Annotated in this window: 20 protein-coding genes; 10 read left to right on the top strand and 10 right to left on the bottom strand. The window is 42.4% G+C overall.

Going from position 1 to position 20,612, the window contains the following annotated elements:
- Positions 1-49 precede the first annotated feature (49 nt).
- The 4 genes from GGD38_RS10045 to GGD38_RS10030 all read left to right on the top strand — a co-directional run bounded on the left by GGD38_RS10045 (position 50) and on the right by GGD38_RS10030 (position 6,392).
- Positions 50-3,085, top strand: a complete 3,036-nt coding sequence (locus GGD38_RS10045) for a TonB-dependent receptor (protein ID WP_375298127.1) — start codon at positions 50-52, stop codon at positions 3,083-3,085.
- 1,327 nt (positions 3,086-4,412) lie between these two features.
- Positions 4,413-5,015 (top strand): hypothetical protein, encoded by a 603-nt coding sequence (locus GGD38_RS10040; protein ID WP_375298128.1) that lies wholly within the window; start codon positions 4,413-4,415, stop codon positions 5,013-5,015.
- Positions 5,016-5,481: 466 nt separating this feature from the next.
- Positions 5,482-5,964 (top strand): hypothetical protein, encoded by a 483-nt coding sequence (locus GGD38_RS10035; RefSeq protein ID WP_375298130.1) that lies wholly within the window; start codon positions 5,482-5,484, stop codon positions 5,962-5,964.
- Complete coding sequence (locus GGD38_RS10030; RefSeq protein ID WP_375298131.1) at positions 5,952-6,392, top strand: hypothetical protein; 441 nt, start codon at positions 5,952-5,954, stop codon at positions 6,390-6,392. Before GGD38_RS10035 ends, GGD38_RS10030 begins: the two co-directional genes overlap by 13 nt.
- 16 nt (positions 6,393-6,408) lie before the next feature.
- On the opposite strand, the gene GGD38_RS10025 is transcribed toward GGD38_RS10030, so the two are convergent.
- Entirely contained in the window at positions 6,409-6,696 is a 288-nt protein-coding gene (locus tag GGD38_RS10025) for a hypothetical protein (protein WP_375298132.1), read from the bottom strand.
- A gap of 59 nt (positions 6,697-6,755) precedes the next feature.
- A complete protein-coding gene (locus GGD38_RS10020) occupies positions 6,756-7,757 on the bottom strand; it encodes an AraC family transcriptional regulator ligand-binding domain-containing protein (protein ID WP_375298133.1) in 1,002 nt (333 codons plus the stop codon).
- An 84-nt stretch (positions 7,758-7,841) separates the two neighbouring features.
- Between GGD38_RS10020 and GGD38_RS10015 the strand changes: the two genes are divergently transcribed.
- On the top strand, positions 7,842-8,492 hold the full coding sequence (locus GGD38_RS10015; protein ID WP_375298134.1) for a hypothetical protein: 651 nt from the start codon (positions 7,842-7,844) through the stop codon (positions 8,490-8,492).
- A gap of 11 nt (positions 8,493-8,503) precedes the next feature.
- Positions 8,504-9,259 carry a hypothetical protein gene (locus GGD38_RS10010; protein WP_375298135.1) on the top strand — a complete coding sequence of 252 codons (756 nt, stop codon included), beginning with the start codon at positions 8,504-8,506 and terminating at the stop codon, positions 9,257-9,259.
- A gap of 39 nt (positions 9,260-9,298) precedes the next feature.
- Here the strand turns inward: GGD38_RS10010 and GGD38_RS10005 are convergent, their stop codons facing one another.
- Positions 9,299-9,637: a four-helix bundle copper-binding protein gene (locus GGD38_RS10005; protein WP_375298136.1), complete on the bottom strand. Its 339-nt coding sequence runs from the start codon at positions 9,635-9,637 to the stop codon at positions 9,299-9,301.
- 145 nt (positions 9,638-9,782) lie between these two features.
- The gene (chrA, locus tag GGD38_RS10000; RefSeq protein WP_375298137.1) at positions 9,783-10,934 is read right to left on the bottom strand and encodes a chromate efflux transporter; all 1,152 of its coding nucleotides are present in this window, start codon (positions 10,932-10,934) and stop codon (positions 9,783-9,785) included.
- Between the two features lie 116 nt (positions 10,935-11,050).
- Between chrA and GGD38_RS09995 the strand changes: the two genes are divergently transcribed.
- On the top strand, positions 11,051-12,250 hold the full coding sequence (locus GGD38_RS09995) for an MFS transporter (RefSeq protein WP_375298138.1): 1,200 nt from the start codon (positions 11,051-11,053) through the stop codon (positions 12,248-12,250).
- A 3-nt stretch (positions 12,251-12,253) separates the two neighbouring features.
- Here the strand turns inward: GGD38_RS09995 and GGD38_RS09990 are convergent, their stop codons facing one another.
- The 5 genes from GGD38_RS09990 to GGD38_RS09970 all read right to left on the bottom strand — a co-directional run bounded on the left by GGD38_RS09990 (position 12,254) and on the right by GGD38_RS09970 (position 16,883).
- The gene (locus GGD38_RS09990; RefSeq protein WP_375298139.1) at positions 12,254-12,475 is read right to left on the bottom strand and encodes a hypothetical protein; all 222 of its coding nucleotides are present in this window, start codon (positions 12,473-12,475) and stop codon (positions 12,254-12,256) included.
- A 177-nt stretch (positions 12,476-12,652) separates the two neighbouring features.
- Positions 12,653-14,038: a Fic family protein gene (locus GGD38_RS09985; protein ID WP_375298140.1), complete on the bottom strand. Its 1,386-nt coding sequence runs from the start codon at positions 14,036-14,038 to the stop codon at positions 12,653-12,655.
- Between the two features lie 118 nt (positions 14,039-14,156).
- Positions 14,157-14,894: a LytR/AlgR family response regulator transcription factor gene (locus tag GGD38_RS09980; protein ID WP_375298141.1), complete on the bottom strand. Its 738-nt coding sequence runs from the start codon at positions 14,892-14,894 to the stop codon at positions 14,157-14,159.
- Positions 14,887-15,900 (bottom strand): sensor histidine kinase, encoded by a 1,014-nt coding sequence (locus tag GGD38_RS09975; protein WP_375298142.1) that lies wholly within the window; start codon positions 15,898-15,900, stop codon positions 14,887-14,889. Before GGD38_RS09975 ends, GGD38_RS09980 begins: the two co-directional genes overlap by 8 nt.
- Positions 15,901-15,953: 53 nt before the next feature.
- Complete coding sequence (locus tag GGD38_RS09970) at positions 15,954-16,883, bottom strand: DUF6268 family outer membrane beta-barrel protein (RefSeq protein WP_375298143.1); 930 nt, start codon at positions 16,881-16,883, stop codon at positions 15,954-15,956.
- Between the two features lie 139 nt (positions 16,884-17,022).
- Between GGD38_RS09970 and GGD38_RS09965 the strand changes: the two genes are divergently transcribed.
- Positions 17,023-17,517 (top strand): GNAT family N-acetyltransferase, encoded by a 495-nt coding sequence (locus GGD38_RS09965; protein WP_375298144.1) that lies wholly within the window; start codon positions 17,023-17,025, stop codon positions 17,515-17,517.
- A gap of 7 nt (positions 17,518-17,524) precedes the next feature.
- Here the strand turns inward: GGD38_RS09965 and metX are convergent, their stop codons facing one another.
- Entirely contained in the window at positions 17,525-18,535 is a 1,011-nt protein-coding gene (gene metX / locus GGD38_RS09960) for a homoserine O-acetyltransferase (protein WP_375298145.1), read from the bottom strand.
- Positions 18,536-18,603: 68 nt separating this feature from the next.
- Here metX and GGD38_RS09955 point away from each other — a divergent pair, with 68 nt between their 5' ends.
- Together GGD38_RS09955 and GGD38_RS09950 are read left to right on the top strand one after the other, a co-directional pair.
- On the top strand, positions 18,604-19,035 hold the full coding sequence (locus GGD38_RS09955) for an OsmC family protein (protein ID WP_375298146.1): 432 nt from the start codon (positions 18,604-18,606) through the stop codon (positions 19,033-19,035).
- 252 nt (positions 19,036-19,287) lie between these two features.
- Positions 19,288-20,451, top strand: coding sequence for an O-succinylhomoserine sulfhydrylase (locus GGD38_RS09950; RefSeq protein ID WP_375298147.1), 1,164 nt, complete (start codon positions 19,288-19,290; stop codon positions 20,449-20,451).
- Positions 20,452-20,612: the final 161 nt, after the last annotated feature.

Raw genomic sequence — 20,612 nt, 5'->3', positions numbered from 1 at the left:
AAAATAGTCTATTAAAATAATAGGCTTGTACAGGCAAAATAAACGAACAATGAAACACGCAAACCAAATCGGCTGGACAAGGATTTCGCAAGCCCTGTTCAGTTATCTGTTCCCACATTTTAAACGACCCAAGCTGAAGTACGCTATTCTCGCATCACTGGCCGTTCTAATGTGTTCAGCTGCTAACTCTCAGGCAGTTGCCCTTATTGAGATCTCAGGAACGGTTATTAACCAGGAAAAAAATGCGCCCTTGCCCGATGTAAGCGTGCAGATCAAGGGTTCTGTAACCGGTACTATAACAGATAATACCGGAAGCTTTCTGCTTCGTACAAAACAAAAATTACCCTTCACCCTGGTATTTTCATCTATAGGTTTTAAAGCGCAGGAACTGGAAGTAAAAAGCCTGGGTTCAAAACTGCAGGTGGCCATGGTAACCCAAACCGTGTTAGGTAATGAAGTAGTAGTTACCGCTTCACGCTTACCCGAAAGTATTTTAAAATCGCCCGTGGCTATTGAAAAGCTCGATATCAGGGCTATTCGCGAAACGCCGGCTCCCAATTTTTATGATGCCCTCGAAAATGTAAAGGGTGTTCAAATGACCACTTCAAGCTTAACTTTTAAAGTGCCCAATACACGCGGCTTTAATATCCCCAATAACTTCCGCTTTATGCAATTGGTAGATGGGGTAGATATGCAGGCGGCAACGCTGGGTGTTCCCCTGGGAAATGCCATTGGGCCCACAGAGTTGGATATTCAAAGCGTGGAAATAACACCAGGCGCTGCCTCAGCTTTATACGGTATGAACGCCATTAATGGTATGGCCAACCTGCTCACAAAAAATCCGTTCAATAACCAGGGTTTAAGTTTGTATCATAAAACAGGTGTTAACCATGTTGATGGTAAAGATCATGATGCTTCTATCTTAACTGAGTCGGCTATCAGATATGCCAAAGCATTCAACAATAAGTTTGCTTTTAAAGTAAATGCAGGTTATATGCAAGGGGTTGACTGGCGTTCAAATACCCGCCTCGATCAAAACCCTAATAATTTGAAAAGCGCCAATCCTGGTTTTGCCGCGCTCGATGGTGAGAACAATACGGCTTTTGATGGCTGGAACAAATATGGCGATGATGCGTTGGCCGGAAGTAACACCTCGTCTATAAGCGGTTTAACTATTGATGGTAAGAATAACCAAACTTTGCGCGTAACCCGCACCGGCTATTGGGAAACCGACCTCGTTAGCCCGAAGGTGAGCAACCTGAAAGTGGATGCGGCATTACATTACCGCCTTACTGAGAATGTAGAAGCATCTTATTCTTACCGCTATGGTAAAATGGATGGCGTATTTCAACGTGGTAACAAAATTCGTTTGGAAGATGTGGTAGTACAGAACCATCATCTGGAAGTGAAGGGCAATAATTTCGTTGTTCGGGGTTATGTATCGCTTGAGAATACAGGTAAGTCATATAACGTAAAACCGCTTGCAGATAATTTGGACCTGTACAGCGGTGGTAACAGTACTGATTGGGCTAAAAAGTATAAGGATACATTGGTGCAATATGGTAAAGATCATGGTGGATTAACTTCTGCTAACCTGGCAGATGCGAATGCTTATGCCCGTGCTGCGGCAGATAGAAATCGTGCGCAGCCTGGTACACCTTACTTCGATTCGTTGAAGAATGTTATTATTGGACTTAATAACTGGGATATTCAGTCAAAAACAATTCCCGATGCGCCGATAACCGGTGGTGCAGCGCTTCGTCAAAAAAGCCGTATGTACCATACCGAAGGCCAGTGGGACCTGTCGAAATATACCAAGAAAGTAGTTGACCTGCTAGTTGGCGCCGATGCCCGTATTTATGAGATCATCCCGGATGGAAATAACTTCGTTGATTTTAGTCGCCCCATTGCAGAAAGAAACAAACCCGTAATGGTAGATGGCAAAGTGCCCGATAGTAGCGATTTCGGCAACAATGTATATTATAAGAAATTCGGTGGTTTTGCGCAGGTAACAAAAACCTTCTTTGACGAAAAGTTGAAACTGTTTGGTTCGTTACGTTATGATTATAACCCGGAGTTCGATCCTAAATTTACTCCACGTTTGGCTGCGGTGTATACTTTCAACCAGCGTCATAATTTCCGTTTTACCTTCCAGCAGGGATACCGTTTCCCGGCTTTGTTTGAAGCATTATCGTATGTTAACAACGGCCGTGTAAAACGCGTGGGTAGCTTATCATATATCAATGAGGGATTGGGTTATCTCGAGAACAGCTATACACAGGCTTCTGTAGTGAACTTCAATGCAGCAGTAGCAGCGGCAGGAAATACAGATGCAGCAGCACTGGCTAACCGCGATCTGTTAGTAGTAGCCAATTTGCCAAAGGCGCGTCCTGAGCAGATCACTTCATTTGAAGTGGGATATAAAAGTGTGTTGCTTGATAATAAACTGATCATAGATGTAGATGCTTATACAAACAGATACCAGGGTTTCCTGGGTCAGGTACAGGTGTATGTGCCTATAGGTGAAACTGTAGGTTCAGATGCCGCTGTTATTGCCATGATAGATCGTAACCGCGACATTACTACAGCCGGTGGTGGTAACGCCGCCAGCAAAGGCCAGGAGCGATACCGTGTATATACCAATGCAAAAAATGCTTATAACAACTATGGTTCGGCATTGGGGGTTACTTACAATTTCTATAAGAAATTTACTGTTGGCGGTAATGTAAACTACAATAAAATGAAGGCCAACAAAACCGACGATATTTTTGTAACAGGGTTCAATACACCAGAATGGTCAACCAACTTATCGTTTGGTAACCGTGAAATTGCAAAGAACGTTGGGTTTAACATTGTATGGCGGTGGCAGGATTCGTTCCTGTGGGAGAGCCCATTGGTAACGGGTAAAATTGCAGCGTACAGTACGCTCGATGCACAGGTTACTTACCGTGTTCCAAAAGTAAATGGAAGCGTTAAGCTGGGCGGCGCCAATTTGTTGAACAACCGTTATATTCAATATGCAGGTGGTCCAACAATCGGTGGCTTATACTATGTAGCGTTTACAATTGATGGGTTGTTGAAATAGGGTGAAAGAAAAAATATGCTAAGGTGGGTGCCCTTTCAAAGGGCGCTCACCTTTTTTGTTTGTGCGGGTATCCGCGAAAACATTATGCCTGGTTCTCAATTAAGTAGCATCAAATTCTCATGAAAAAAGAACTTTTTTCATGAGGATCGGGATTATTTTTTAATAAAAAGCCCTGTTTTCATGAGAAACCGCATATGCATTTAAGAGAAATCATTTTTTTCACGAAAATGGTTATCGTTTTCATGAAAATTCATCCAATTTCGTGAAAACAGGAATATTTAATAAATGAAATATCAGTTTTTCATGAGAAATGGATTTCTTTTTAAAAGAATAGTTTTGTTTTCATGAAAAGTAGTTTGTATCTCATGCGAATTAGATATTCATTATGTACTTGTATAATGTTTATGTTGTCAAGTCGATCATTCGTGAAATGTTCATTGGTATCTTCACATAAATAGTAATGTTATAAAACCTGCAACTCATCTTTTCTAAATGAAAGTTTAGTTAGTTCTTTAACAATTTTCATTTCTTTACCTGTTATTGGACTTCTCATAGTCATACGTTTTCAAATGAGTAATTCATTGTATCCTTCGCATAATGAAATTGGCATTGCATTGCTGTTTCAATTAAGTATCCTCCGTTATTCCTGGTAGCTGACTATTTACCGACTTTTCGCTCTAACCATTTTGCTTACCTGATGATACTGATGGCGGTCATTTTTTTCGCGACAAAAGACGACATTATACGACAAAAGACGACACTTTTGAAGGGGCTTGATTGAAACTGCATTTGGTCACCCTATCTTTGATCTGTCAATGCGAACAATGTGGATGAAGCGGTTTTGAATAAATTTAGTGTAGATAATCGCGTTAGAAATGATGACGACGGTCAGGGTTTTGGAACTTAAAAATACCGCTAAAAGTTCAACCAATAAGTAGTAACCCTATGAATTGTTGTCAAATGTTGTCAAGTATTGTCAAAATTTGGAAATCGCCTTTCCGTTAACGTAGATTTGTATCGAACAAATGAACAAGATGTATAAACGAACAGATGTGTACTTGCAATTGACCATGTTCATCATCGTTCCCGCTCCTCAAATAATGTAGCAGCTTGCAATCGAAAACCATTGCATCTGCCACCGGCTTACCGGAAACTAGGATGCGATGGACGCTGTGACTCCCAATTGTTTTAATGTACAATGCATTTAACAACTGTATCCCGATTTATCGGGGTTCATTTGAACGCACTTTCATTGGCCAATGAAGTTGCAGGTTTGATTTGTAGCCTGACTTGAATCATTATTTATTAATTATCTAAATTTTAGTTTATGAAAAAGACTATAATTACGTTTAAGAAAGACCGTGACCTGGTAACCACTATCAAGCGCGTGTTAGAAAAATTGAAAAACAATGCGGTGTTTCCCAATCCGCCGTTGGCTTTGGCTGAACTCGAAAAACTGCTTCCTGAGTTAGAGGCAGCGCTTGTGAGAGCCAAAACCCGGGATATGGAATGGGTGGCTGTTAAAAACGGTAAGAAGGCTATTGCACTGCAATTGCTGGAGCAACTGGCACAATATGTAACCTCCGTCAGTAATGATGACCGTGGTATGATCCTGAGTAGCGGTTTTTATGTTACAGACGAACAAACTGCCCGGCCTGTACCCGCTATTGAAACGCTGGAAGTTGAGCTTGGTTCGGCTGGTGAGGCTACCACCCGGGCTGGCAATATAACAGGTGCAATTGCTTTTGTGCACCAGTATACAACCGAAGCGCCAGGCCCCGATACCGTTTGGGTAAGCGAGGAAAGTTCCGTTCGTAACTACACGTTCAGGGGACTGGCTTCCGACAAACGGCACTGGTTCCGCGTGGTAGCCATTGGTCGCAGAGGAAAAAAGGCTTATTCGCCGGTTGTTTCCAGATCGATACAGTAAACGATCAAGACATATCTTAATAGTGAGCGGGACTGCGCAAGCGGTCCCGTAGTTTTAATGTGCTATTATTCCAGCATTTCGTCGTCAGCCAGACCAGTTACCTCTCTGATTATTTGCATGGCTGCAGCTTTCGTAAGATTATCACTATTCTTTTGTATGTATCGTGAAATTGTAAATTCGGTACAACCCAATGCGTCCATCAAACGCCGCCGGATAACCGGGGTGTTTATGGCTTTTAAGGCTTGGGGGCTTAGTTTGAATTCCTTTCTACCGCCAATGGTATTTAAGCCAGGAGACTTTGCGTTCAATAGTTTCCTAAGAACGATATTCCTGGGTGCGATGTTGTTTTATCCTGGCCGCTATCTGCACGGATAAATTTGAAGGTGCTAACACTGCGGTTAAAAATCTGGTTCTTCGAGAAAGTGAGAAGCAGCCCATTCGATTAATATTTAATTATTTCATTACCTTGTATAAGAGTAAGGATCTGTTAAGCAATAAACTTGAAGAAGGAATAGCTGAACAAGTGGAGTTATATTTTTCTTCTTTACAACATACCTTTCAAAGGCACATAATAAAACATTGGGATTCCTATCTGTGGGATGTAGTTAGAGGAATATCGCCATTAGTTGGAAAAATATTTATTGTTTCCATGGCAAAGCATACTCCTGATGAATATAAAAAGGCCCTTGATAAATTTATGGAAGAATCAAAATTCCTTTCCTTCTTAATTAAAGAATGGTTTATTGATTTTGATAAAAATAAAGCTCCTGTTGGGATTGATTTGAGTAGTAAGGATTTATTGCTTCCAGGAGAATATTGGAGCAAGTTTGTCAGTATGATGACGGACTTTAAAAAAGGTACTTGGAGTGAGGATGATCGTAGTTGTTTTGCATTTTTCTTTACTTACTTACCAAAAGAATTAACTTGGAACATCCAATGGAACCAATAGAAATCCACCAAAACAAAAGAACCCTTATACCAGTGCTGGCTATTTTTTTTGCATCGGTGATCGGTATGGTTTATTATGCATTTTTTTCAGGAGAATGGGATAAGATGCCTATTTTAAAATTGGTGTATGCTTTAATCTCCGCAATTATATTGATTGGTATTTACTTTTATGTACGGAAATTCATCAAGAATGAACCAGTTTTAATTTTAAGTAAATCTGAAATAACAATAATTGAAAGGGCTAAGTCTGTTACATACCTATGGATCCAGGTTCTTGAATGGCGAATTGAAGATTCCGATAGTTCCTGGGATTTAATAATTAAAACAGCTGAAGATAAGAAGACGGTCAATATCAACTGGCTTGAAAAAGACCATGAAGAAATTAAAGAATTGATCATTACCTATAGCGGAAAAGCTCCACGCGTATAGCTTCTTTCCTTACTTATTATACTGCAATTCCAGAGCTACATAACTTTTCCCTTTTAGCTGCATGGTCCTTACGCGTAGGCTGGCTGGTTTTGGCATCCACGGTGGCAATAAGGTGCCCCGCCTCATCGTATTTGTAGGCGGTGGAATCTGCTGTGATCTGACCATTTATCTCATATCGCGATATTTTTTTGAGAAGAAGGAGTGGGGTGTTGTCGGGTTTATCCCCCTCGTCGTTGGAGTTCTTATTACAGGATATTAGTGTAAATGCTACTAACGTAAAAACAACGAAATAGAATCGCTTCATAGGCAAGTTTTAATACAACAAACTACAAAAATTCTGTGATCAACAAAAGATGTTTATACTTAAACTGCTCCCTTCCTCATTTCTCTCGGCGTTGCATTCGTCCACGATTTAAAAGCCTTTCTGAACGCCGTTAGATCTGAATAGCCCAATATATCAGATACCTCTGATATTTTTATTGCCGGGTTTTGCATTAATTGAAGGGCAATATCTTTTCTTATTTCTCCTGCTATATCGCGGAAAGTAGTTTGTTCCTGCAACAGCTTGCGTTGCAAATTGCGTGGTGTTGTATTCAATGCCGAGGCTGCTTCTTCAATGGTTGGTATTCTTCCCTTGAATTGCATGAATAAAACCTGCTTTAAATTTTCGGTTGTACTATTGGTTTCAAACAACTCATGCTTATCGGCCACAATGGCGCTGAATGTTTGAAACATGGATTGATCGGCTGTAAGTATAGGAGTAAATATGTCTTCCTTACTTAGGATTATCCGGTTAACATCTTTATTGAAAAGTACCTCACAGCCAAAGAACTTCCGGTATTCTGAGACCTCGCGCATTTCGTTTGTTAGTTCTACTCTTAGCGGAACAATATGCTTTCCTGCAAGAGAGCCAAGTGTATTAACTATTACTGCTATCAGAAAATCATTGGCCTGCCTGGCAGGTTCCGGATATTTCATTGTCCAGACCTTGTTTTGCTCAATTTCCAGCACAGCCACATCATTGACTATATACCTGTATACAATCATGGGCGCCTGCATATAGCCATACCGGTGTAACATCTGAAGGCCTTGATCGATGTCTTTGCTGCTTTGGATCAAAAAGCCAACCATTCCCTGGAGTACCCTTTTGGCGCCCATACCTATATGTAAGCCGATCAGCGGGTCGCCTGAGAGTTTCATAAGAGGTACCCAAATGAGCGCCGCCTTTTCCCATTCAACCATGCATTCCGAGTCGCTAATGTCTTCAGGGCTAACGCCCGACATTTGGCAAAGTGTATCAAAAGCGGCCCCCATTGAAGTGGCAGTCTGAAAAATAGTGCGGATGGTAGTTCCCGGTAACCCCATGACGTAAATTATATCATTTTAGGCAGAAAATATCCCTTTTTCCGCCTCAAAAATGATGGTGCTTTGTGTTCTCAATCAAATTATATGGAATCAACTAAAAACATATTTCTAAAAAAATGGGTGCGCGGCAACCTGGCCGTTTACATTGGTGCGTTAGGCATTTTACATCCTCTTATAGCCCATGGTTTTACCGGCGATCACGACAAGCTGTTAACAACCTGCCAGTTTGTTATGCATACCGTGTCTTTATTTGTTTTTGCTTTCTTTTTGGTAACAACCCAAAACAAGACATTTCAAATTGCAGTTAACCGCAAAACCCTGGCCGGCATATGGCCATACTTATTCTTTACTCCCTGGATGTTCTGGCTTGGTTATTATACCCTTTACATACCCTTCGACATATTGTTTATGGTTTTGTCAATTGGCATTATCAATGCCATTCAACTAAAACCGCTGGTTAAGCTTCCAACAAAATGGGTACGGCAATGCATCCTGGGTTACCTGCTGGCAGCAGTAGCCGGTATTGTAATAGGGCTGGGCGCTCACCTGCTTTTCTTTAGAAACCTGCAGGGAATTACGCGTGATTTTGCTACCTGGCTTTCAATCAGTATTCCTGCCTCCCTTGTTATAGCTTATCGTTTCAAATATATTTTAAAAACACAGATCATCATGCCCGAAGATCGCGAGGCTGAGATCATTTCAGAACAGAAAAATCAACTTTCAAAAGTTGCATAAAAGTATAAACCATGAAAAGCAATATGATTATTCCAGTAGTATATAGTATTGTAATAGCAGCGTGCAGCAAAACTGATAATGATAAAGATACAACCGACACGCCAGGTTCTAAAACTGGTATAGTAAGCGGTGTTGTAACCGATAATAAGAACCTGCCGGTGAAAGATGCACGAATAACTATAGAGCATACCGTATGGTATAACAGTTATCTCTTTGCTTCCAGTAATAATGAAGGAAGGTATCAGGTATCATTACCCCAGGACCCCGCTGGCGACTGGACGGCCAAAGCCCAGCTTACAAAAACAGCGTACGGACAAACCTATAAGTTCGACCTGGAACCAGATAAAACCGATGCCTTTAATAAGGCCGCTGGCGCGGTGCGTAACTTTAAATGGAAACTAAGTGGCCAGCGACCCGGTGGTACCGGCTACTACGGTGCACATGTTGACCTGTACCAGTTTGGCGCCGATGTAGACATGACTAAGATAAAATTGTTATTTACTCCCTATCCGGGTGAAACGAATTTGATTGATGGCACCACTGCTGTTTCATTTGAAAGAACAGTGGAAGATGTAGCCGGCACTTTTATGGTAAAGGATGTACCCATTGGAAAATACATCATCAAGGCTGTATATGCAGGTAAAAAACTATTACTTAATAACCGGCACGAAGATGATAATAATGAAGAAAGTAAAACGGTAGTATTTGGTAAGAACGGTTACCTGGGAGAAACAGAGTACAATATTGAGTTTTATATAACAGAATAAAAATAACCCTCCCAATTTATTGGGAGGGTTTAATAAAATTTATGCGTGCTCACCCATATGCATACATACTTCTGCACAATGGCGGCAGGCTACTTCACATTTGCGGCAATGTTCTATTTCCCTATGTTTACTACATTCATCGGCGCAGCGATTACAAATTTCAGCGCATAACTGACACAACTGTTCGCTCATTAAACCATTCATGCTCATCACCTGTGCTGCTGTTGTACAAATGGCTGCGCACTCTAGATCCAGTTGAATGCAGGCTGTTAACTCACTGGCCTCATCTTCCTGCGTACAGGCTATGGCACAATGATTACAAATGGTGGCGCACCGCTGGCAGGCTTCAATACATTCCTGAAAATGTTCGTGTGGCATAACTTACAGTTTTAAATTAACAATAAGGTTCTGCATCAGGTAAATTTGGCTGAAAATATTATACCATACATGTTACTGTTTGTTTTTCAGGAGTTAGGACTAATTGAACAGTTAATTCAAGGGGATTAGGTTCTACAATAGGAGACTAAAAAAGGTTCAGTAAATAGCCGGCAATAGCCCCGCCCAGAATAATGTAGGCTGAATTTATTTTTTTCATAAAGAGCAACAGCAGGCTTACTATACCTATCAATACAGATCGCCAGTCTGTGATGGCATCTTTTGCCAGCACATAACATACGGCAAAAATAACTGCAACACTTGCCACATTTACGCCATCGAGAAAAGCTGCAAATGCAGTTGAACTTCTCATCTTCTTCACCAGCGGATTCAGCAGCGCAACAAATAAAAACGAAGGAAGAAAAATTGCAATGGTTGAAACAATAGCACCAGTGATACCATTTATTTGATAACCAATAAAAGTTACAGCGGAGAATACCGGGCCGGGTGTGAACTGTCCCACAGCTATAGCATCTGTGAGCTGTTGATGTGTTAAGATACCATTGGCAACCAGCTCGCTTTCTATATAAGCAAACAATACATAACCGCTGCCATAAAGAATGGCGCCAATTTTTAGAAACACAAAAAATAATTTCCAGTTAGTTGTGACTGCAGGTAGCAGCGTAGTGGTATTTATTTGAAGCAAAAAGGGTACAATTCCATAGGTGCTATTGTTGTATTGTTTTTTGTAGGTAGCCAATAGCAACGCAATTAAACCTGCCCCGAAAATAATATAGATCTCGTTGATGTTAAGAAACGACAATACAAGCGCGAGCAGTCCTATTATTGTTAATTGAACCGTTTTTAACGACTGCTTTGCCAATGGAAAAACGGCACTGAGAATAATGGCGATTATCGCCGGTTTAATTCCATAAATAAAAGGCCGTACATTGGGCAGTTGGCCATAGTGTTTATACAACCAGGCAAATAAACCGGTAATGATCACTGCCGGTAAAATAAAACAGGCGCCCGCTACAATCAATCCTTTAGCTCCCGCTCTTTCGCGCCCAATATGCATGGTCATTTCGGTGCTGTTAGGCCCCGGAATAAGATTGGTAGCCCCCACCAGGTCGAGGAAATGTTGGGCCCCCATCCATTGCCGCCGGGTCACTACTTCCTGTTGCATAAGCGCAATATGCGCTGCCGGTCCGCCAAAGCCAATAATGCCTAGTTTCAGGAACAGCCTTGCTATTTCAGCGAGGTCCGATTGTTTGGTTATCGTTTTATTTTTACCGGTCATGTGGTTATAAACATCACCTTGTAAAAATAAGATTTATTGCATTGCATGATATTTGTTAGTCTGTACGTTTAGAAGCACTTCCGGTTTTCTACAAAATCTATGGGTAGCTTTATACAATGGCCAATCATGCTACCATTCGTCGCCTCACCGAATTTTTAGGTTTAAAGAGAAGTGTTGTGTATCTCTTTGGGCTCACTATCCTCATGATCACCGGTGAAAAGTTGTGGGACCGCTTTCTGCCCAAATACCTCGAAGGAATAGGCGCTACAACGCTTATCATTGGCGCGCTGGGCTTTTTACAGAATTTATTAAACGCATTTTGGTCGCTGCCCGGTGGTTACCTGGCCGACAGGCTGGGCCATCGGAGATCGTTCCTGCTTTTTAATGGGATGGCTGTTGCCGGATATCTGGTTGCCATTTTCTTTACCAACTGGATAGCGGTTTTTATTGGTATTATATTCTTTTCGGCATGGAGTGCTGTTTCGCTGCCGGCAAGTATGTCGCTGATAGCTGGTTCGCTTGGTAGCGCTAAAACTGCTATGGGGATTTCAATGCATGCCATCATCAGGCGTATACCAATGGCTGTTGGGCCAATTATAGGCGGCGTTTTTATTACTACTTACGGGCTGATTGCCGGAATAAGGGCCGCATTTATTGTTTCTCTTATTCTTTGCCTGCTGGGTATGATGTTGCAGTTGTTTGTAAAAGATACATCAACCCGTTCTTACCAGCCAGTTCATCCTTTTGTGTTGTGGCGGCAATTAGACCCGCGATTAAAGAACCTGCTGGTATCAGATATACTTATTCGCTTTTGCGAGCAAATACCCTATGTGTTTGTGGTGATCTGGTGTTTAGATGTGATAAAGGTTTCGCCCGAACAATTTGGTCTGCTTACCGCCCTTGAAATGATTACAGCTGCATTGATCTATATACCGGTGGCCAGTTTTTCGGACCGGGTTGAACGAAAACCTTTTGTAGTGATCACGTTTATTTTCTTTACCATTTTTCCGGTGATCCTGTTTTTCAGCACCAGCTTTACGGCGCTGGTAATTGCATTTGTAGTACGCGGACTGAAAGAGTTTGGCGAACCAACCCGTAAGGCGATCATCCTTGATCTTTGTCCGACCCATGCAAAGGCCCGTGGCTATGGATTGTATTATTTTGTGCGCGATCTTATAGTTTCATTTGCCGCATTTGTAGGTGGCATTATCTGGAAGGTAGGTCCCGCTTTCAACTTCTTTACCGCTGCCGCTTTTGGCGTAATAGGCACTTTGATCTTTGTGTTTTATGGTAAAGGAATAGAAGTTAAAAAGTGATGTTTATTGTTTTGGGCGCGAGGTGTCGCGAGGCATTTTAATGGTATCTAATTTCATTGGAACATTATTGTTTTTGGGTGGCAATTGGTTTGTACTCTTTGCAGACATAGGGGTGCCGTTGGCATTGGTTTGATCGTCGGGATTAAAAGTAACCGGCATCGGACTTTTGCAATAAGCCATGCCCAGGAACAGGAACCCGATGATATATAAAGCATTTCGTTTCATATAATTACCGTTTCTTATTAATTATATGAAAAATCTGTTCCAGCTCTGTATAATGGGGAACTGTGGCTACGGTGTTTCTGTAAAATGCGTACTTACCAGTGTGGTTACAAAAGGTAAGGTAACTATCAGGAACAGCCAGCTAATGTTTAAGAACATCATCCGATGCTTATTTATTACTCAAATATCCCATGCATCTTTCCATTTTTTAAATTCAGCCTGAGATACAAAATATCGTGCAAAATTTCCTTCATGTAATGACATAAGTGCGATTTCTACAGCATAAACGAATTTATCCTGGTCTTCTGATGGTAGTTGCAACTTCTTGTCATTTATGAAGGCTGTAGCTGTTGGGCGATCGGCGCCTTTAGAAATTATTTCAGTGATAAGTGAAACTATCTGTTTATGGTACTTTAATTTGAATGGGTCAGGAGTACCTACAACTTGCCGAATGGCAGCATATTGATATGATGAACGCTCGTACGCCCAGAGAAATACATCTTTCATCAGTTCTACACGATTCAGTTCATAAATACCTATCAACGCCTGGATGTAATATTCTTTGGGTACATCTATAAATGAAAGTGGCGACAGGTTCTGGCGATAAAATGGAATGTTGGCGGCCAAACGCGAAACGCGTTTATTAACGTCCTCAAATGGTTGTAGGTAAGGTAAGTGCACCATCATAAAAAAAGCCTGTTCAAATGGATTTTCAATTTGGGCCACTTTTTCTAACAACAACTCAAACATTTCTTCAAGCAATTGAGGTACATCAAGTGGGGTATATACACAACTACTTATTCCTACGGCATGTGAACGCAGCCTGCCCGATGCTTCCAGTGTGGGTAGCAGGTTGTATGACAATATTCCATGCAGACTAAGTATGGTGCTGCGATTAAATTGCATATCCTCAATGCACCTTATCATAAACTCTATAGCGTCCTTATGGTTAAGGAGCATTTGCGCTTCCCGTACCGATTTGTTATCGGCAATATGGCCTTGCTTAATAAGACGCTCCGTATCTAATAAAGAATAAGTGTTGCCTTCTAGGCGGCTCGAGTTCCATGAAAGATCAATAAGCAACCGGTTGAGTATTTCTTTGGCATAAGTTCCAACAGGTTGATCTTCCCTGGCTGTTATACCAATTGCAGCCAGTTTTTCCTTTTCCTGCTGTGTTAAATAACTGTCGATGTTGGGTTTGTATTTTTCGAGAAATTCCCGGTTATAACCCACAGGTTTACGGCGCTGTATTGGAAGCGTTATAAGTGAAATTATTTCCTGGCTCTTTTCTGATAAAGGCAAAGTATGGTAACGCTCCTGTGACTCTTCTACCCATGATCCCACAGTAACTGGCTTTTCATAATAATACCGGGTAGATCGTTTATCGCCGGTTGTTTGCACAAGGCCTAATTTAATAAGGTCTGCCATTCGCCTCTGTAAGGTTCTAATTTCAATATCCAGTCCGGGTGTTGACCTTATTTCTTCAATGGAAGCGCCGGCTTCCATCGGACGAAGTATTCTAAGTATTGCGTCAATTTGTTGAGCTGTCTTACTGCTTTTTGCCATTACGCGACAGTTTATACCCCCAAATTACAACTTATGCGTCAGGATTTGCCCTTTCTCCGTCAGTTTTTCTTTTGTGCGTCAATTTTATGCACAAAATTGACGCACAAAATTGCCGTGGTTACTTCTTCCCCTCCTTCGTCAATAATGCGCGGTTCACTACTTGTTGCATCAATTCTTCCCGCTGGCTACGGCTGATTGGAATTTGCTTATTGTGGATGTGTACCGTATTTCCCTCAATAGCTTTTATATGAGCCAGGCTGATTAGAAAGGATTTGTGAACCCGAAAAAAATCATTGGGCGGCAGGTTCTCTTCAACCGATTTAAAAGTAAGATGTACAATGATCTTTTTTAATACGGTATGAATGAGCACATAGTTTTGCATCGCTTCCACACAAACAATATCGGCCAGCATTACCTTTTCATAAAGGTTACTATGCTTCAGGAATATATAATCGAGCGGTGCCTGCTGGTCTTGTACCGGTGTTTTTTGCAACAGGCGGTAATAGTCATGCGCTTTATTTACCGATTTAATAAACCTTTCCAGCGGAATAGGTTTTAATAAATAATCGAGCACATGAAGCCTGAAACCTTCCAGCGCATAATCGGGATAGGCGGTTGTAATGATCGTGATGGGTGGTTTGCTAAGGGTTTCCAAAAATGAAAGTCCCGTTAATTTGGGCATGTTTATATCCAGGAACATGAGGTCAATAGTATCGTTCTGCAATGCATTCTGCGCCAGCAATGCATTTTTATAACTGCCCGCTATTTCCAGAAATTCAATTTCCCGGGCATACTGTTCAATGCCTTCGCGCGCCAGTGCTTCATCATCTACGATAATACATTTCATTTTATTCATACTCCTGAAGATGTAATGATAACTTTACCTTGAAAATATTTTCCTTGCGTTCTATTACTAATTGATGTTGCTCATTATATAGCAATGACAACCGTTTTTTTACATTTTCCAGTCCAATACCGCCTGCTTTGTTGTTACTGGTAATATCACCCGGGGCATCGCAGGTATTTTCAACTGTAAAGTTTAATCTGTTATCCTGCAAGGTCATGCCGATTGTTACGTAGTTGCCGGTGGGGTGGTCGCGTGATACATGTTTAAAAGCATTTTCTACAAAAGGCGACAAAATAAAAGGCGCAATACGAAAATATTCAGGCACCTCTATCCAGTTACACTCCACCCGTACATCATTACCCCATCTTACTTTTTCAACGTTCACATAATTTTGCAAATAAGCGATCTCTTCTTTCAACAAAATATATTCTTTAGTGCTGTCGTACAAATGATGACGAAGCATATCCGAAAATTTCATCAATACAGAAGAAGCCTGTTGAACATCTTTATGCATCAGCACATGTATGCTATTGATAACATTAAAAAGAAAGTGTGGGTTCACCTGGTCGCGCAGCAATTTCAACTCGGCTTCCAAATGCGCGGTTTGCAACTGGCGGTGCTTCTTTTCAATAATGGCATGCTCCCGGTAAAACCTTAACCCGCAAATGTTACCCATTATAAGCGCGGCGCTCACCAGCATGTTACACCATTTGTACATGAATGGCCGGGCATCTGGCAAAAAAATAGTATCAATCCAGGTAAACACAAATGCCATCAGCATACAGGCAACCAGCGCAAGTGCAGCAAACTTCAGTAACTGCTTCCGTTGAATATATGCAGGCAATAGCACATCTGTCATAAAATGAGTGATCACAATACATGCGGCAAAAACAATCGTCACATATTTGAGGCACTGACCAGTCGGTAATGGAGTTTGGGTCCAGATCTGAAAGAAGATCCCAAATGCCAGTAATGACCATACGACCAGCATCTGAATTCGCCATTTTAAATACATATCTGCCTGCTGATTTTAATATTAAAAAAACGCCTTTGTTCATATGCCTGTTTTTAAAAGTGTATACGAACGCCGGCACTTGCAAACCAATTTGTTGAAAGCTTGTGTTCGGGCATGGTTTTGAACATTTCTGACAGGCTTTTCTTTCTATAGTCTACACTTCTTAAAAAGGCAGTTCCGCCCGCAATGTTAACACTGATGAGGTTGCTAAGATAAAAATTGTTTTCCCAGCCCACAGTCATTTCTTTATAGCTTAATAATCTTCTGTCATCCTTATACTTCTCCACATCAAACGATCCGCCATTCATGCGAACGGCAATCGCCGTCTCAACAAAGTCGTTTAATTTATGTGACACCCTGAATTTTTCGGGAACCACTATTTCCACTTTAAACTTTTTACCTGTGTTCCATTGTACATACAGGCCAGGTAACAGCATAGGCGTTCCAAAGGCATTGGTGAAAGCGGCGCCAAAACCATATACAAACTTTGCATTTTGTTGTTTTATAAATAGCACGCCACCATTGATAAAAATATCTTTATAACTGATCTTCTCAAGGTCTGTATAAACGCCTGTTGAAACCATTGCCATTAACGACCATTTGCCGCGCAGATTACGGGTATGCAATAAAGATATATCTGTTGCCAGCAGTTCGTTGGGCATAATGGCATTTTCATATTTTTCATTGGTAAACTTCATGTAACTGCCGCTTACTGCCATTGACCAGTTTCGAAAGGCGCCCGTGCTGGTGTCTTTCCAGGTAGAAAGATTGAAGGCAATTCCCATCGACAGGCGTTTTGTAGCTGTTGTGGAATGTGTTTTTACACTGTCCTCGGGCCTTATGTAGCGGGATGCCGGAAGATAATCGGTATTGATGGCAATACCTGGTCCGTTGAGTGATGATGGCCCCAGTTGCGCGTCTGCGTTAAAAAAGCCCAATAAGAGCAGGAACAGGATAGAACTCGGTTTTGTCACGAACGTCATTATAAAAATAGTTTTGTGACTGCGAAATAACCGGAGGGCTGATAATTCAAAAAGATAGTTTGATGAACGTGCAGTAGCTGTTGACGAATGACCAAAACTGAGCTGTTAATTTGTATTTTTATAAAAACACAATAAAACAATGATAGTTCCGGTAAAGAACAGCGACTTTGCAACCGTTCATGAGATCATTAACGATGGGGCTTCAGCGTATAAAGGTATTATTCCGGCCGATAGATGGCACGAGCCCTATATGTCTGTAGAAGAATTGCAGGCGCAGATTGACGATCGGGTAAAATTCTGGTGCTATTTCGACGATGGTAAAATGATTGGTGTAATGGGCATCCAGGATAAGGGCGATGTTACTTTAATTCGGCATGCCTATGTTCGTACTGCTGCAAGGAGTAAAGGTATTGGCGGAAAGCTGCTTCAACACCTGTCAACATTGGTATCAACCCCCATTTTAATTGGCACCTGGGCCGATGCCAGCTGGGCGATCGGCTTCTATCAAAAACATGGTTACCGGCTGGTTTCGTTTAACGAAAAAGAGCAATTGCTCAGGAAATACTGGAACATCCCTCTCCGGCAAATAGATACTTCGGTTGTGCTGGCGAGCGCCAATTGGGTGGGGGTTTAACTTTCTTCTAACCCAACCACCCCTTCAGCACCTCTCCAATCTTCCCCGTCTCAACCATAAACCCATCATGCCCATACACCGAATCTATTTCAACCAGGGTACAATTGCCCAGGTGTTGCTGCATATGGCGTTGTTCTTCGAGGGGGCAAAGAATATCGCTGGTAATGCCTATCAGTAATGTTTTTTGTTGTACGCTTTTCAGCATGGCTTCGGCATCGCCACCGCGGCCGCGGCCAATATGGTGGGTGTCCAGTGCTTTGGTAAGCAGCCAATAGCTATAGGCATTAAAGCGTTTTACCAATTTTTCGCCCTGGTAATTTATATAAGAGGCGGCTTTGTAGTTGTCGAGTTTTTCGGTATCGGTATCGGTTTGCTTTTGCACCATAATGCCATAGTTGCGGTAGGTAAGCATACCTATGGCGCGGGCAGCCTTCAGGCCTTTTTGTCCGGCCTCGGGTGTATTTTGGTTCCACGTGCAATCGGCCTCAATGGCCAGGCGTTGGGTAGCGTGTACAGCTATTCCCCAGGCGCTTTCGGTGGGTGAGGTGGCCAGCAAAAACAGGTTCCTGATCACTTCTTTTTCCATAATGCTCCATTCCAGGGCCTGGTAACCACCCATGCTGCCACCCATTAGCAGGTGAATGCTGTCTATTTCCAGGTGCCGGCGCAGCAAAATATGGGCATTTACCATATCTCGAATGGTGATCAGCGGAAATTCATGCATCCAGGGGGCGCCCGTTTTTGGGTTCATACTCAATGGTCCCGTGGTGCCGTAACATGAGCCAAGGATGTTGGCGCAAACAATATAGTACTTTTCGGGGTTAATTACACAGCCGGTTCCCACCACACCAGCCCACCAGTCGGCGGCATCGGAGTTGGCGGTTAAGGCATGACATACCCAAATGACGTTGCTTTTATCGGCATTTAACGTCCCATAAGTATGATATGCAATGGTTAATGAAGGCAGTTGCGCCCCGTTTTCGAGATTGAAAGGATGATTATATTCAAAACGCTTCATTGGCCCCAGGCTAAATTAAGGGTGCAAAGTAAATGCTTGCATGAATTACATTTGCAAAAATCTTTACCATGATAAAAATTGAATTGGAAAGGGTAGAAGGAGAATACGGATTTGAAGCAAAAGATGCCAATGGGCATATAGTTCGTATGGATACCAGTCCCGATAACGGAGGTACCAATTTTGGCGTTCGCCCCATGCAAATGCTGTTAATGGGCCTGGGCGGCTGTAGCGGCATCGATATCGTGAGCATCCTCAAAAAGCAGCGCCAAACCATCGACGGCTTCAATATGAAGATAGAAGGGGAGCGCGAACCGGGTAAAGAACCATCAATTTGGAAAAACGTGACCATCATTTTTGAGCTTACCGGCAATATTGACCCCGATAAAGCTAAAAGGGCCTGCGAATTGTCGATGGATAAATACTGTTCCGTTGCCGAAACCCTGCGCCGTGCAGGCGGAGAGCTGAAATGGGAGGTAAGGGTGAACCAGTTAACAAGTTAACAGGTTGACGAGTTAACAAGAAAAGCCATTTTGGCCGCCAGCGTCGGTGCTACTATCACCGTCTGTTGCGTCGCACTCTTGTACGCCTCGAACACGGCTCAGCAATTAAAGCCTGTAACCGATAGTCGCGAGTCCGGAAAATTAAAGCCCTGGAACTTGAAACCTGAAACCTGGAACTGTATTTCCCGGTAACCGGAAACCCGGTAGCAGGAAACTTACGAACTTAATAACTCAATAACTAACTAACTCGAGATGCATCCAATAAGCAAAGCAATACGCATTCATACCGACCGTACCAACGAAATGGAACATTCTTCACCCATGTTCCTCACCAGCAGCTTCTGCTTCGATAATTCTGAAGATATGCGGGCTGCTTTTGCCGATGAAACCGACGACAATATTTACAGCCGCTTCAGTAACCCCACCGTTCAGGAGTTTGTTGACCGTATGGTTGCCCTTGAAGGTGCTGAAGCCGGTTACGCCACGTCATCGGGCATGAGTGCCATCTTTGCTTCATTTATGGCATTGTTGAAAAAAGGCGATCACCTGCTCAGTTGCAACGCTATCTTTGGCAGCACCCACACTGTGATCACCAAGATCCTGCCTAAGTTCGGCATCGAGTACACTTATGTGCCTGCCGATAAACCCGAAGAATGGGAAAAAGCCATTCAACCCAATACCAAAATGTTCTATATAGAAACGCCTACCAATCCCGGTCTGGAGATCGTTGACCTGGAAGCCGCTTCTAACGTCTGCAAAAAGCATAACCTTTTATTGAATGTCGACAACTGTTTTGCCACACCGGTAAACCAACGCCCTATCGATTTTGGGGCCGACCTGGTTGTACACTCTGCTACCAAATGGATCGATGGGCAGGGACGTGTGCTCGGGGGCGTTATAGTTGGTAAAAAAGCGCTCATTCACGATATATATTTATTCTGCCGCAGTACCGGCCCGGCACTATCTGCCTTTAATGCCTGGGTACTGAGCAAAAGTCTTGAAACGCTCGATGTTCGTATGGAGCGCCATGGCGGTAATGCTTTGCAACTGGCAAAGGCGTTGGAAGGCCATCCAAAGATCAAATGGCTTAAATATCCTTTCCTGGCCAGTCACCCGCAGCACCGTATTGCATTAAAGCAAATGAAGAATGGCGGCGGTATTGTTTGTTTTGAACTGGCGGGTGGTTTACAAAGCGGCAAAAAGTTCCTCGATAACCTGAAAATGTTGTCGCTTACCGCCAATTTGGGTGATACCAAAAGTATTGCGTCGCACCCGGCCAGTACAACCCACGCTAAATTAACCGAGCAGGAGCGACTGGCGGTGAACATAACACCCGGATTAATACGTATTTCTGTAGGTTTAGAACATGTTGATGATATCATCAGCGATATTCGACAGGCGCTGGAGAATTGTTAGGCTGTGTCATGGTTACACCTTTTTGGAGTGACGGGAATCATCGATTTCAATGCCTGCTATCATTTCATAGAGATTATTGGAACATTAACTTTATCACAGATTCTTTTTCATAATAAAAAGTTTTAAAAATTGAGCTGGTAAACGGGTTGGTTCTCCAACCC

It is taken from the genome of Niastella sp. OAS944 (genome assembly GCA_024809215.1).
Lineage (GTDB): Bacteria > Bacteroidota > Bacteroidia > Chitinophagales > Chitinophagaceae > Niastella.
Note: the sequence above shows the minus strand (reverse complement) of the source record. Positions and strands in the feature narration are given on the sequence as shown.

What these genes read in the sequence shown, in the direction of transcription:
- GGD38_RS09985 (WP_375298140.1), bottom strand. Translation starts at nt 14,038, where the DNA reads ATGGCAAAAAGCAGTAAGACAGCTCAACAAATTGACGCAATACTTAGA.
- GGD38_RS09980 (WP_375298141.1), bottom strand. Translation starts at nt 14,894, where the DNA reads ATGAATAAAATGAAATGTATTATCGTAGATGATGAAGCACTGGCGCGC.
- GGD38_RS09965 (WP_375298144.1), top strand. Translation starts at nt 17,023, where the DNA reads ATGATAGTTCCGGTAAAGAACAGCGACTTTGCAACCGTTCATGAGATC.
- GGD38_RS09975 (WP_375298142.1), bottom strand. Translation starts at nt 15,900, where the DNA reads ATGTATTTAAAATGGCGAATTCAGATGCTGGTCGTATGGTCATTACTG.
- GGD38_RS09970 (WP_375298143.1), bottom strand. Translation starts at nt 16,883, where the DNA reads ATGACGTTCGTGACAAAACCGAGTTCTATCCTGTTCCTGCTCTTATTG.
- GGD38_RS09950 (WP_375298147.1), top strand. Translation starts at nt 19,288, where the DNA reads ATGCATCCAATAAGCAAAGCAATACGCATTCATACCGACCGTACCAAC.
- GGD38_RS09955 (WP_375298146.1), top strand. Translation starts at nt 18,604, where the DNA reads ATGATAAAAATTGAATTGGAAAGGGTAGAAGGAGAATACGGATTTGAA.
- GGD38_RS10040 (WP_375298128.1), top strand. Translation starts at nt 4,413, where the DNA reads ATGAAAAAGACTATAATTACGTTTAAGAAAGACCGTGACCTGGTAACC.
- chrA (WP_375298137.1), bottom strand. Translation starts at nt 10,934, where the DNA reads ATGACCGGTAAAAATAAAACGATAACCAAACAATCGGACCTCGCTGAA.
- GGD38_RS10030 (WP_375298131.1), top strand. Translation starts at nt 5,952, where the DNA reads ATGGAACCAATAGAAATCCACCAAAACAAAAGAACCCTTATACCAGTG.
- GGD38_RS09990 (WP_375298139.1), bottom strand. Translation starts at nt 12,475, where the DNA reads ATGAAACGAAATGCTTTATATATCATCGGGTTCCTGTTCCTGGGCATG.
- GGD38_RS10020 (WP_375298133.1), bottom strand. Translation starts at nt 7,757, where the DNA reads ATGGGGTTACCGGGAACTACCATCCGCACTATTTTTCAGACTGCCACT.
- GGD38_RS10025 (WP_375298132.1), bottom strand. Translation starts at nt 6,696, where the DNA reads ATGAAGCGATTCTATTTCGTTGTTTTTACGTTAGTAGCATTTACACTA.
- GGD38_RS09995 (WP_375298138.1), top strand. Translation starts at nt 11,051, where the DNA reads ATGGCCAATCATGCTACCATTCGTCGCCTCACCGAATTTTTAGGTTTA.
- GGD38_RS10005 (WP_375298136.1), bottom strand. Translation starts at nt 9,637, where the DNA reads ATGCCACACGAACATTTTCAGGAATGTATTGAAGCCTGCCAGCGGTGC.
- metX (WP_375298145.1), bottom strand. Translation starts at nt 18,535, where the DNA reads ATGAAGCGTTTTGAATATAATCATCCTTTCAATCTCGAAAACGGGGCG.
- GGD38_RS10045 (WP_375298127.1), top strand. Translation starts at nt 50, where the DNA reads ATGAAACACGCAAACCAAATCGGCTGGACAAGGATTTCGCAAGCCCTG.
- GGD38_RS10015 (WP_375298134.1), top strand. Translation starts at nt 7,842, where the DNA reads ATGGAATCAACTAAAAACATATTTCTAAAAAAATGGGTGCGCGGCAAC.
- GGD38_RS10010 (WP_375298135.1), top strand. Translation starts at nt 8,504, where the DNA reads ATGAAAAGCAATATGATTATTCCAGTAGTATATAGTATTGTAATAGCA.